We start from the raw sequence: 12,781 nt of genomic DNA, 5'->3' as shown, positions 1-12,781 counted from the left end.
CTCGGCAACGGGAATAACGAACACATACAGGTTTTTGCTTGCCCCTTGCGTGACGAGTGTCTTATAGACCTCTTTCAGATTTCTGCCAATTTTCTCAGCAACGGACAGTCCATCAATTTTTCCATCCTTATTTTCGTATGTAAGCACCTCATAATGAATCTTTTTCGCGTCCAAAATGCGCATTGCATTGGTTTTGGCCTGTGCCATTCTAATCATCCTTCTGATTTTTCCTCTATTTTAGCAAAAAAAGAGGTAAATTTTTAAAAAACAGGTCTTCGTTATCCAACTTTTTGGAAATACTTACACCTTTGCTCAGTTTACTTTCCTCTTTTTTTAAATACTTACATATATTTCGGACTTACTTTCCACATTTTAAAAAATACTTTCCAAATATACTACTTTATTTTCCAACCGGAATTTTTCAAAAAAAAGAGAGCCCGCACCACGCACAAGCTCTCTCCTTACAAAAACTATTGCAGCCACGCCTGGAAGTAGCGCGTTACGGCGACTGCGTAATCGCCTCTGGTTACTTTTTTCGCCGGCTCAAAGCTGGCTTCAACAGTCGGCACTAAATCATACGGTCCTTGTTTTACCGTAAAAGTAGCATTTAGGATGTTCAGGTCGAGGGCAACTTGCACATACCCTTTGAGGGAAGCCGGAATGGAAGCATCGTCCTTAAGTTTAATCCGCTCATCCTTGTATTGAACCGTTACATCCCCGGTGAATTCCTTGGCCTGTTTTTCCAGCCCAAGCGCTTGGACAAGGGTATAAGCCAGTTCCGCGCGGTTGACCTCACCGTTTGGATTAAAATTGCCGTTCGCATCAAGCTGCATGACGCCGCCCTGCACCCAAACGACATCGCGAATGGCTGCGCCCTTGGCGACAACTGCTTTGACAAATGGGACATCACCCGTAGCAACATCCTTCAACATATGTGTCTGGCTTTGCCGGATGCCCACGCCCATTACGAGGAAGCGGGCCAATTCTTTGCGCAAAAGGTTTTGATTCGGCTTGAAGGTGCCGTCCCCATAACCGTCAACAATTCTTTCACTGACTGCCATTTGGATAGCGGAAGCAGCAGGATCGCCCGTGATATCGTTTAAGCCGGAAAAGCCGTTGACTTTTGTCGTGGAGATCATTCCGGTAATGGTTTCCGGAAGACCAATCCCAATCGGATTAGAAGGATCGCCGTGAAGCCCTTCAATTTTCACCCTCCATTCACCTGCTTTAGGTGAATTCACGGCCACCGTACGATCTGGATAAAGCGGGAACAATAAGCTAACCCCCGAGCTGTATTCCGTACCGTCTGGGGAGATTAACATCAAATTAACTGGGTTCCCGGTCTGACCCAATAACCCGTAGGCATCTATTCTGGCTGATACATTGGATACTCCCTCTGCAACCGTAAAGGAATACGTATTGGATTCGGCAAGGACAGGATTATAGTCAACAGTAAACTCAGATCTATCAACTGTCGAGTTGACATAGCTATTAAATTTTTGTCCGGCATTCAATGTTTTCCCATAAGTTTTATCAAACATAACAGCATCCAGTGCATCATAAGCATTCACATAGCCGGCGCCGACTTCCCATGTTTCATAACCCGGCATATTCGTAGCCGTATTCTGCAATACTCGTTTGATTTCATCCGGAGACAGGGTTGGGTCTGCCTCTAACAAAAGGGCCGTGATACCGGCAACGTGCGGTGTTGCCATCGAGGTGCCGCTCATCATCGTATAGTATGGCAGATAGGCAGGCTCAATAGCAGCAGCGTCATCCTGAATCGCCAGTGAAGATACAGGCGCAAGCACTCTAGTCGAGATAATATCTACCCCAGGGGCAGTAATCGTCGGTTCATCCTTCCAAGTATAGGTTTCGCCATCCATTTCAAATGTACCGCCGACACCCTTTGTTCCTCTGGAAGAGAAGTCCGCTAAAGAACCATCTTTTTCACCAGCTGCAACTGAGATCACCCAAGGGGCTTTCGCATATGGGTTATGCGTGTTTTCGCCTGGTCCTTCATTTCCGGCTGCAAATAATACAGTGATGCCGCGGTCATGAGCCGCTTTAGAAGCTATATTAATAGGATCATTGGGATCAAAGTCCCCTGATGAACCCCAGGAGTTAGTAATAACGCGAATATTGTAGTCAAATTGGTGGGTAATGGCGTAGTCAAAGCCGCCAAGTCCGTCAAGGACAAACAATGCAGCACCTGAACCATAACCAATTAAATTGGCACCAGGGGCAACACCTTCATATTTTCCACTGGACATGGCCCCAGTTCCGCCGACTGTACCGGCTACATGGGTTCCGTGCCCGGAGTTGGAATCCGTGTTCGGCACATTTTCAGCATAAGTGATGGGAAGTATTCCTGGTGCAAGGCTAGCCAAATTAATACTGGCCAAAACGTTCTGCACAAGATGGCTGCCAAACTCGATATCCTTGTGGGTTCCATCGACACCGCTGTCGTTAATGACAACTCCGACACCTTTGCCAGTTACCGGCATGCCGCCGTTTGCTTTTTGCATCGCCGCATCTGTGCGCGCCTTATCAACGCCTGTTAATGCGGTGGCATCGGCATTATAATATTCCAGTTTCCGATTTAAATAGATAGATTTTACACCTGGCTGCTCCGCCAGTTTATTAATCTGATCCTTTGTTGCAAGAATTCCCGTAATCGGCAGAGACTTCAATGAAATGCCCTTGGAAATTCCCAGAGTTTTTAATAGATTAAGATTATCCTCTGTCGGCGCTCCTTGACCATCAAACGTAACGATAACCTGAAGCGGTTCAACTGCTGTGGCCAGTGCCTTTACCAACTGGAGGTCAAGTACAGCGGATGTTGTATCGGCCTTTGCTGCCGGTAAATTTGGTATAACTAATGACAAAAGAATGATAAGAGTTAATAAACCCGAAAACCACCTTTTCACAACCCATTCCCCTTTTCTGCTATAGTATGAGTCCATTGTCCAAGAAACCGGACCAAAATACCATTCAGCAAAGGGTCTATTTCAACTAAATAGAAGTACTATTTTCCCTTCCTACTTAAGTAATATTTATTAGTCCGTTAGAAATAGCAGATACAAAGAAAAAGGTGTCAGGCACCGCAAAAAGACATTTGTCTTTCCGGGATGGACACACCTACACTTACAGAAGAGAACCAAGCCCCACGGCTTGGTTCTCAGAAACTATTTAAGTCACTCCTAAGTCAACGGCACAAGCTGATTCTGTACAGCATAAATGACAACCTGAGACCGGCTTTTGACGCCGAGTTTTTTGAATATGTTGGACACGTGGATTTTGACCGTTTTGTCACTGATGAACAGTGTTTGGGCTATTTCCTTGTTATTCATGCCCTTGACCAAGCAGAGAAGCACATCCTTCTCCCGCTCAGTCAGCGTCGAATCCGCAGACTTTTCTTCCTCAGCTGGCTCTGGTTTAGCCGGAGGCTGGAAAAAGCCCAAAAACTTCTTTGTCATCGATGGGTGGATGACCGACTGCCCGTTTGCCACCGCGCGAATCGCATCGACCACATGCTGAGAAGGGGCATCCTTCAGCAAATAACCGTCGGCCCCTTCGCGAATCGCCGACATAAAATATTCATCATGGTCAAACATCGTCAGAATCAAAACCTTAATAGATGGGTACATTTTTTTTATAATGCTCGTTGCTTCAATGCCATTCTTCTCTGGAATGTTAATATCCATCAAAATCACATCTGGCATTGCCTCTTTTACCTTTTCAATTGCGTCATTGCCATTGATGGCTTCCGCAATCACCCCAATATCGGTTTCCATTTCCAAAATATTTTTCAACCCATCCCGTAAAACGGCATGATCATCGACTAGCATAAGCTTGATCACGCAAATCACTCCCTTCAATCCCCATTCTTGGCACCGTTAAGGTTATCTCTGTTCCGGCTCCTTCGCGGCTGTCTACCTGCAGCGAGGCCTGAATTTTATCAGCTGATTCATTCATATGTAATATTCCAAAATGCGGATGCTCCCGGGCCCTGATCATGGCCTGAAAAAGCGAAAACCCCTTGCCATTATCCTTCACCTTCAAAAGCACATTTTCTTTTTGATAGCTTAACAGAATGTCAATTTTCGAGGCTTCTGCATGTTTAACGGCATTCTGCACACTTTCCTGACAAATATCGAAAATAATTTTTTCAACCATCGAGCTCAGGTGGAATTCCGGACCTCTTGTCTCCAAATTGATATCCAAATTATGCTCCCGCTTGACCGCATTAATTTTTGCAGTAATGGCCGACAATAAACCCACCCGCTCAGTCGGATAAGGTCTTAACGCATAGATGGATTCCCGCACCTCTTTCAGGCTGCGCCTCAGCTTCTCGGTGCTTTCGCCCATTAACCGAAGTGAATCGTCCGGCATTTTCGCAAATTTTCGCTGTGCCGTTTCAAGATTCATAATCGCGCCAGCGAGCGACTGGGCCACCCCATCATGGATATCCCGGGCAATCCGATTCCTTTCTTCTAAAATCAGCCGCTTCTCCTGCTCGGCAAACAGCCATCTTGTTTTAATCAGGACAGCCAGCTGATTAGCAAGGGTGGCGGCAGAACGCATATCATCCTCCCCGAAGCTGTTGGTCCTGCTTCTGCCAAAGACGAACATCCCGACCAGCTCATTTTCTAAAATTAAGGGAGCATACAGTAATGTCCCTATTTCCTTTGTAAAAAAGATCCCTGCCGGACTTGGGTCTCTTTTGGCATTATGATAAATGGTCAAATTTGTGATTTTATCAAGAGCAGCAGCCGTTTCCGCCGACATTGTTAAATCTTCATTAACAGGGCCGGCTGCAAAACGGAACAACCAGCCTTCTGGTCTCCGTTTCCACAAAATCCATGCATCAACATCGATAAATTCTTGAAGATTATCTTTTAAAAAAGTTAACCAATCAGACCTCGCAATTTTTTTATTGAGCTCGGATGAAATGCTGAACAACGCTTTCAGCTTCGCCTTTTCCTTTTTTAAATTGGCAATAATTGAGCTTAGCAGGGCAACACAGACTAACGGGATAAAAAAGAAGAAAAAAGAAAAAACATCAATCGTTCCCCGCCTTTGATTTCCTAAAACATGCAATAAAACAATATAACCATAGGAAATAAGAAAACTATAAACCTCAAAGAGTGCTTTCATCTTCCAGATTTTCAGATTATACGTTTGTGGCCTGATAGCAAAAACAAGATCCACAATGAGATTATTCATGAAATAAAAGGGAATGATGAGCAAATTAAAATGGATGATTCCCTGCAGCACCCTTGACAGCCCTTCGATTGGCATCTGCGGATACAGCCATTGGCAAAGCAGATGGGCAATATAAAAACTAATCACCTGCATGGCCGGATTAAAGAAAATAATTCGGAGCGGCCGTCTATTCATAATGTTAATGGCTGCAACAATAATCCCATAAAAAACAATCGTATAGGCTAAGCCATCGATAAGGTATATGGCATAAACCAATGGAAATGAGATGGTTATTTGACCTTTCCAAACAGGTACTGGAAACAGTTCAACAATAAAGAGAAACAACACCAGCAGCGTCAAAATCATTGGCTCGCGCGGTACCATTAAATGAAACAAGCCAAATTGAAAATAAATAAACACTCCAACGACAGAGATAAATAGTAGGAATTGCCTTGATAGCTGCTCTTTTTTTTGCAAAATGCCGATATCTCCCAAAGCTTCCCCTCCAAATTCTGTGACGATTTACTTAATTTTCTGTTTATTCCAGTTTAATGTATTTATAGCTTGAAAACAATATGAATGCCTACCCGCCAAATGTCTGCAAAAAATAAGGACCCAACCCGGTCTAATGAACACACTAACCGGACTGGGTCCCTCGCAAACCATAATGGTTTGATATCCACTATTATGTCATAAACCGCTATACGTTTTCTATTTGGCTAAAGGATTATTCTTGCCTACTACCTTCGTAGTAATTCCGGCACAAAATCACCCAAAATTTGTCACCTGTTTGTCACTCTAGCAAACAACTATTATAGTAAACTAAAGTAAACAGCGATCATAACATTAAAAAACCTTGTGAATTCCCTCACAAATCCTTTCTTGAAAAAACATTTATATATATACCTCAAAAGGAGTTATTACACTACAAATCAAAGAGGTGTTTCCCATGAAATACGATTTAGTACTGCTGCATGCTCCAAGTGTTTACGATTTCCGAAAAAATCCTTTGCTTGCCGGACCGATCAGTGATGTTGTTCCATCCTCGCCCGTGTTTGAAATGTACCCCATCGGCCTGACTAGCATCGCCGACTATTTGGAGCGTTATGGGCTCAGCGTCAAAATCATCAATATCGCCAACCGAATGCTCATGAACCCAAACTTTGATGTCGAAAAAAAATTAAAATCGATCAGGGCAAGTGCGTTTGGCATTGACCTGCACTGGCTGCCACATGCCCACGGCAGCATTGAGCTAGCGAAAATCGTCAAACAGCTTCATCCGGACACCCCAATTATTTTTGGCGGATTGTCGGCCACGTATTATCACAAGGAGCTAATCAAATATCCATTTATTGATTTCGTGATGCGCGGGGACTCGACAGAAAAGCTGATGCTGCTGTTGATGAATAAGCTGGAGACTGGAAATATACATTTTGCAGATATCCCTAATTTAACGTGGAAAAAGGGCACCGAGACTGGCTATAATCCCTTAACGTACGTACCAAAGGATCTCGATGATATTGATGTTCCCGGTTACCGCTACACCATTCGGTCCGTTTTCAAATACCGAAATTTCCTCGACCCGCTGCCATACAACGGCTGGCTGCAATATCCGAACACCGCACTGTTGACCGCACGCGGCTGCACGCAAAACTGCCTGATTTGCGGAGGTTCAAGAGAGGCTTATGGGCAAAACTGCAACCGTCATACGCTAGCATTGCGGTCACCGAAAAAGCTCGTCGAGGATATTCAATTTATTTCCCGGTTCAGCCGGGCGCCGATTTTTATCCTCCATGATCTAAGACAGGGTGGACAAGAATATGTTGAGGAGTTTTTTAGCCGTTTGGAAAAATTGAAGCTGAAAAACGAAATCGTCTTTGAGTTATTTCAATATGCGGATGAAGAATTTTTTCGGCTGATGAATGAAAGCGTGCCTCATTACAGCATTGAAATTACCCTTGAAACCCATGACGAAAAAATAAGGAAATATAACGGGAAATTCAGCTGCTCAAATGAAAAGGTGATCGAAACACTGCAGCTCGCGCTCAAAAATGGCTGTAAAAAAATTGACCTGTTCTTTATGGTTGGAATCCCTGGGCAGACGTATGAAAGTGCTGTCGAAAACATTGAATTTTGTGAAACCATCCACCTGGCCTGCGGGAAGGACCCAAGAATCTTTTACTTCGTTGCCCCGCTCGCACCATTTTTGGATCCGGCGAGCCAGGCGTTTGAGCACCCGGAAATCCATGGCTATAAAAAATTGTGCCAGACACTCGAAGACCATCGCAAGGCCATCACCCAGCCGTCCTGGAAGCATATGCTCAGCTACGAAACGAAGGATATGACGCGTGAGACAATCGTTGGGGCCACCTATGAGGCCGCACAACGGCTGAACGAATTCAAATTAAAATACCAGCTAATTGATTTAGCCGGCTTCCAGGATATTAAAGGGAAAATTGAAAAGTCGAGGGCCTATATTGAAAAAATCGACCAAATTCTAGCCCTTCCGACAGAAAAACAAACTAAAGAGCTGGCTAAGCTTGCCAAAGAAATTGAGGAACTAAACTATTACAGCATTTGCGGCAAGAACGAGCTAAAGTGGGAGGTCCAGAAGAATTATGCTAATTTCTTCTCGCTTGCGTTAGTGGGGCTCGAGCAATTGTATGTCGAATACAAAAGCAAAATCAAGCACTCATTCCAGCCGAAACATCGTTTTCAATTTACACTTGATTCGGACCAGCAAAAAGTTTAAAGGTACCGGAGTTCACTCCGATACCTTTTTTAATGCCCACCGAGGTAGGCTTTTCTAATTTGGTCACTTGCACTGAGTTCTTCAGCTAAACCAGAGGCGACTATTTTTCCTGTTTCAATAACGTAGGCGCGGTCAGCGATGGATAACGCCATGTTCGCATTCTGTTCAACCAGCAGGATCGTTGTTCCCGTTTTATTGATTTCCTCAATAATCTGGAAGATTGTTTTGACCAGCAGCGGTGCAAGACCCATGGAAGGCTCGTCCAATAAAAGCAGCCTAGGTCGTGCCATCAGCGCCCGGCCCATTGCGAGCATCTGCTGCTCACCGCCTGAAAGTGTACCAGACAGCTGCTTTTTGCGCTCCAGCAGGCGCGGAAAGAGCTGATAGATTTTTTCAAAATCCTCCTGAATACCCTTCCTATCCTTACGCAAAAAGGCGCCAAGCTCCAAATTTTCCTCAACTGACATATTGGCAAATACGCGGCGGCCCTCTGGAACCTGGGAGATCCCGCGCTTCACAATCAATTGCGGCACCTTGCCGGCAACATGTTCGCCTTCAAACACAATCTCGCCAGTCTTCGGCCTCAAAAGCCCGGAAAGGGTCTTTAATAGCGTACTTTTACCGGCACCATTCGCACCAATCAGCGTCACAATTTCACCCTGGTTAATATCGAGGGATACTCCTTTTAATGCATGGATATTTCCGTAATAGACATTAATATCGTTGACTTTAAGCATACTAAGAGACCTCCTCGCCAAGGTACGCTTCGATGACTTTTGGATTGTTGCGGATTTCCTCCGGAGTACCATCGGCAATTAGCTGTCCATGGTCCAGTACATAGATTCTTTCACAAACACCCATGACAAGATTCATATCGTGCTCGATTAAAAGAATGGTTAACGAGAATTTTTCGCGAATTAACGCAATCAGGTTCATCAGTTCATCAGTTTCCTGCGGATTCATCCCTGCTGCCGGCTCGTCCAAAAGCAATAGCTTAGGATTTGCTGCTAATGCCCGGGCAATTTCCAAGCGGCGCTGCTGCCCGTATGGCAGGTTCTTCGCCATTTCATGCTGAACATTATCAAGCTTAAAGATTTTTAAAAACTCAATTGCCTTTTCTTCCATTTCCCTTTCACCGGAAAAATGAGAAGGAAGGCGGAAGATTGAACTGAGAATGGAATGCTTCGCAAGCGAATGATAGGCAACCTTAACATTATCGAGTACCGATAATTCCCCAAACAAGCGGATGTTTTGGAAGGTACGGCTGATTCCTTTTTTAGTAATCTTATAAGGCGCATGCCCGTTTAATTTTTCACCGGCCAAAGAAATTGATCCTTCGGTTGGAACATAAACACCTGTTAACAGGTTGAAGAAGGTCGTCTTGCCGGCACCATTTGGCCCGATCAGTCCAACGAGTTCTCCCTGCAAAAGCTCTAGGTTGACCCCGGATACAGCCTTTAAACCGCCAAATCGGATGCCTGCGTTCTCTACTTTAAGCAACTGTGTTTTTGTTCGCATCATGAGACCCTCCTTGCGCGGATTTTCCCAGCTTGAAGAAAGACGTAATTTCCTTTGTTCCCATCAATCCTTGCGGACGGAACAGCATCATTGCAATTAGTACAAGGCTGTAGATAACCATCCGGACTTCTGGATAATTGGCTAGGAATGTTGAAATGATCGTTAATAAAATCGCTGCAAGCACGGAACCGGACATACTGCCAAGTCCGCCCAGCACAACAAAGATCAAAATATCAAAGGATTTTAAGAAGCCAAAGTTGGTCGGCTGGATAATGTAAAAGTTATGGGCATGCAAGGCACCTGCCACGCCGGCAAAAAAGGCACCAATGATAAACGCCATTACTTTATAATAAGTCGTATTAATCCCCATCGCATCGGCAGCGATTTCGTTTTCGCGAATCGAAATGCAGGCGCGGCCGTGGGTAGAATTCGTAAAGTTGACAATGACGACAATGGTGATGACGACACAGGCAATCAGCCATGGCCAGGTAATCAGGTGGGAGACCGTCATCCCGGAAGCGCCGCCAACATAATCAATATTCAAGAAGACAATTCGCATGATTTCCGCAAAACCTAGAGTGGCGATGGCTAGATAGTCGCCTCGTAGCCTTAGGGTAGGAACCCCGATCACTAAACCGGCAACAGCAGCGGCCGCACCGGCAGCCAGAATCGCGACCGGGAAGGGCAATCCCAATTTCATTGTGATAATTGCTGAAACATATGCCCCCACGGCAAGGAAACCGGAATGGCCGATCGAAAACTGCCCGGTAATGCCGATGATCAGATGAAGCGAAGCGGCAAGGATAATATTAATGCCGATTGAAAATAGAGCATTTACATAAAAGGGGTTTAACGTACCGCCATTGATCAGGAATTGGACGACAACGGCAAAAATAACCGCTAAAACAATGGAACCCCAAAAGCCTTTTGCGTTATTTAACTTTTTCATCTACCAAGCACCCCCTAGACCTTTTCCCTGACGTTTTTGCCAAAAAGACCAGCAGGGCGGAAAATTAGGATTAGAATTAACACGACAAAGGCAACAGCGTCTCGGAATAGCGAGCCTCCGGCCGCGCTGACAAGGGCTTCAATGACACCCAATAATAATCCTCCGGCCATTGCCCCAGGGATAATTCCAATTCCTCCTAGAACAGCAGCAACGAAAGCCTTCAGACCTGGAATGATTCCCATCAATGGCTCAATTTTTGTATAGTACATTCCAAATACCACTCCGGCTGCACCGGCAAGGGCAGATCCGATTGCAAAGGTGGCAGAGATGGTGTTATTGACGTTAATTCCCATCAATTTGGCCGCATCCTGGTCGTGGGAAACAGCACGCATCGCCTTACCAATCTTAGTCTTATGAACAATAAATTGAAGAATAATCATTAAACAAAGGGAAACGGCCAAAATTAGAATGGACTGACCGCTAATCTTAACACCGAAGACCTCCAGGCTTTTCAATGGAACGATATTGCCTGGATAGGCTTCCGGCTGGGCGCCGCGGATATAGATGGTGCCATATTCGATGAAAAGCGAAACTCCGATAGCGGTAATCAATGCCGCAATCCTTGTTGCATTCCGAAGCGGCTTGTAGGCAATCCGCTCAATCAATACGCCGAAAATTGCGCAGGCCACCATTGAAATCAATAATGCCGGGAAAAATCCTAAATGGAGAACAGTAATAGAATAAAAACCGATAAAAGCTCCGACCATGAAGACGTCCCCATGTGCGAAGTTGATTAACTTGACGATACCATATACCATTGTGTACCCAAGGGCAATCAATGCGTAAATACTTCCCAATGAAATGCCGTTGACTAGCTGCTGTATTAGTTGTTCCATGTCGCAACTCCTTCCAGTGGGAATAGGAAATTTTTCCTAATCCTTATAAATTGGAATAGGGAACATGAACATGCTCCCTATTCATTTTGACTATTATAAAATTAACTACGGATTAACCTTCGTTTTGAATGTTTGTTCGCCGTCTTTGTACTCTAAGATAACAGCTGATTTGATTGGGTTGTGGTCTTTATCAAGCTTCATTTGTCCTGTTACTAGTTCAAGGCCACTTGTTTCTGCAAGAGCCTTTTGAATTTTCTTAGAATCACCGCCGCCAGCACGTTTGATGGCATCAGCAAGGAAATAAGCAGAATCATAACCTAAAGCATTGAACGCATCTGGAGATTTGTCCTTGTATTTTGCTTTAAAGGCTTTTACAAACTCTTGAACCTTTTGGTCAGAGTCACCAGAAGAATAGTGGTTTGTAATAAAGGTGTTATTCAAAGCATCCTTGCCGGCAAGTTCTACTAGTTTAGGAGAATCCCAGCCGTCAGCACCCATCATTGGAGCGTCAAGACCTACTTCACGAGCCTGCTTGACAATTAATCCAACCTCTTCATAATAGCCAGGGACAAAGACGAACTCCGGGTTTTTCCCTTTAATATTCGTTAATTGGGCATGGAAGTCTGTATCCTTCGCCACATATGCTTCTTGAGTGACAACCTTGCCGCCTTCTTTTTCAAACTTTTCTTTAAAGGATGCTGCCAAGCCTTTAGAATAGTCACTTGAGCTGTCAATGAATACAGCAGCAGTTTTAACCTTTAATTCTTTCGCTGCAAAGTTTGCTGCGACAGTACCCTGGAATGGGTCAATGAAGCAGGTACGGAAGACAAAATCATTTAATTTGCCGTCTTTCACCGTTACGTCAGCAGCCGTACCAGTCGGCGTAATGATTGGAACATTGTTGCTTTGCGCAATTTCAATCTGTGCTTTTGTGTTTCCGCTTGTTGCTGCCCCGATAATGGCTGAAACCTTGTCTTGGCTGATCAGCTTTGTCGCACCATTAATCGCTTCAGGTGCTTCAGACTTATTATCAACGACAACCAGCTTCAATTTCTTGCCGTCAATTCCCTCTTTATTGATTTCCTCAAGCGCCAGGTCAATACCTTCCTTAATGGACTGACCATAGGATGCTACCCCGCCGGAAAGCTCAAGGTTGGCACCGATTTTGATTTCGCCGCCCTTTTCATCCCCGCCGCCTGAACTAGTGGATGTGGATGATCCACAGCCGGCCATTACGCCTGCAGCTAGCATAAATGAAGCAAACACACCTGCTAATTTTCTTTTTCTCACGAAATTACCCCCTATTTTTTAAAAGTTCCCTAAATCGTTGTGCAATTCTTCCCAAAACATATAATATTCTGAAAACATTGTACATAATAATTAGGGGTTCGTCTAGTACCTATATCCACTATTTTAAAATAATTTTGAAAATAATAAAAAAGGCTGATTTCCGGGCGT

General features: G+C 44.6%; 10 protein-coding genes. 1 reads left to right on the top strand and 9 read right to left on the bottom strand.

Annotated features, from left to right (window positions below; genetic code table 11):
* The 4 genes from KHB02_RS24905 to KHB02_RS24890 all read right to left on the bottom strand — a co-directional run.
* Positions 1–207, bottom strand: a 207-nt coding sequence (locus KHB02_RS24905; protein WP_476739051.1) for a YbaK/EbsC family protein, incomplete at its 3' end; no start/stop codon positions are given.
* A 263-nt stretch (positions 208–470) separates the two neighbouring features.
* On the bottom strand, positions 471–2,930 hold the full coding sequence (locus KHB02_RS24900) for a S8 family serine peptidase (protein ID WP_241114074.1): 2,460 nt from the start codon (positions 2,928–2,930) through the stop codon (positions 471–473).
* 273 nt (positions 2,931–3,203) lie between these two features.
* A complete protein-coding gene (locus tag KHB02_RS24895) occupies positions 3,204–3,863 on the bottom strand; it encodes a response regulator (RefSeq protein ID WP_213147907.1) in 660 nt (219 codons plus the stop codon).
* Positions 3,838–5,703, bottom strand: a complete 1,866-nt coding sequence (locus tag KHB02_RS24890; RefSeq protein WP_213147906.1) for a GAF domain-containing sensor histidine kinase — start codon at positions 5,701–5,703, stop codon at positions 3,838–3,840. Before KHB02_RS24890 ends, KHB02_RS24895 begins: the two co-directional genes overlap by 26 nt.
* A gap of 454 nt (positions 5,704–6,157) precedes the next feature.
* On the opposite strand from KHB02_RS24890, the gene KHB02_RS24885 reads away from it, so the two are divergent.
* Positions 6,158–7,960, top strand: a complete 1,803-nt coding sequence (locus KHB02_RS24885; RefSeq protein ID WP_213147905.1) for a TIGR04190 family B12-binding domain/radical SAM domain protein — start codon at positions 6,158–6,160, stop codon at positions 7,958–7,960.
* A 29-nt stretch (positions 7,961–7,989) separates the two neighbouring features.
* Here KHB02_RS24885 and KHB02_RS24880 read toward each other — a convergent pair whose 3' ends face one another.
* The 5 genes from KHB02_RS24880 to KHB02_RS24860 all read right to left on the bottom strand — a co-directional run bounded on the left by KHB02_RS24880 (position 7,990) and on the right by KHB02_RS24860 (position 12,613).
* Positions 7,990–8,697, bottom strand: a complete 708-nt coding sequence (locus KHB02_RS24880; RefSeq protein ID WP_213147904.1) for an ABC transporter ATP-binding protein — start codon at positions 8,695–8,697, stop codon at positions 7,990–7,992.
* 1 nt (position 8,698) lies between these two features.
* Positions 8,699–9,478: an ABC transporter ATP-binding protein gene (locus KHB02_RS24875; protein WP_213148105.1), complete on the bottom strand. Its 780-nt coding sequence runs from the start codon at positions 9,476–9,478 to the stop codon at positions 8,699–8,701.
* Positions 9,453–10,427, bottom strand: coding sequence for a branched-chain amino acid ABC transporter permease (locus tag KHB02_RS24870; RefSeq protein ID WP_213147903.1), 975 nt, complete (start codon positions 10,425–10,427; stop codon positions 9,453–9,455). Before KHB02_RS24870 ends, KHB02_RS24875 begins: the two co-directional genes overlap by 26 nt.
* Before the next feature lie 14 nt (positions 10,428–10,441).
* The gene (locus tag KHB02_RS24865; RefSeq protein ID WP_213147902.1) at positions 10,442–11,323 is read right to left on the bottom strand and encodes a branched-chain amino acid ABC transporter permease; all 882 of its coding nucleotides are present in this window, start codon (positions 11,321–11,323) and stop codon (positions 10,442–10,444) included.
* A gap of 105 nt (positions 11,324–11,428) precedes the next feature.
* The gene (locus tag KHB02_RS24860; RefSeq protein WP_213147901.1) at positions 11,429–12,613 is read right to left on the bottom strand and encodes an ABC transporter substrate-binding protein; all 1,185 of its coding nucleotides are present in this window, start codon (positions 12,611–12,613) and stop codon (positions 11,429–11,431) included.
* Positions 12,614–12,781 lie beyond the last annotated feature (168 nt).

Origin of the sequence: Neobacillus citreus, from assembly GCF_018343545.2 — a bacterium.
Lineage (GTDB): Bacteria > Bacillota > Bacilli > Bacillales > Cytobacillaceae > Neobacillus > Neobacillus citreus.
The sequence above is the reverse complement of the archived record's forward strand: the minus strand, read 5'-3'. Positions and strand labels throughout refer to the sequence as shown.

Coding starts and splice junctions, on each gene's coding strand:
- KHB02_RS24875 (WP_213148105.1), bottom strand. CDS start 9,478: ATGCGAACAAAAACACAGTTGCTTAAAGTAGAGAACGCAGGCATCCGA.
- KHB02_RS24880 (WP_213147904.1), bottom strand. CDS start 8,697: ATGCTTAAAGTCAACGATATTAATGTCTATTACGGAAATATCCATGCA.
- KHB02_RS24865 (WP_213147902.1), bottom strand. CDS start 11,323: ATGGAACAACTAATACAGCAGCTAGTCAACGGCATTTCATTGGGAAGT.
- KHB02_RS24870 (WP_213147903.1), bottom strand. CDS start 10,427: ATGAAAAAGTTAAATAACGCAAAAGGCTTTTGGGGTTCCATTGTTTTA.
- KHB02_RS24885 (WP_213147905.1), top strand. CDS start 6,158: ATGAAATACGATTTAGTACTGCTGCATGCTCCAAGTGTTTACGATTTC.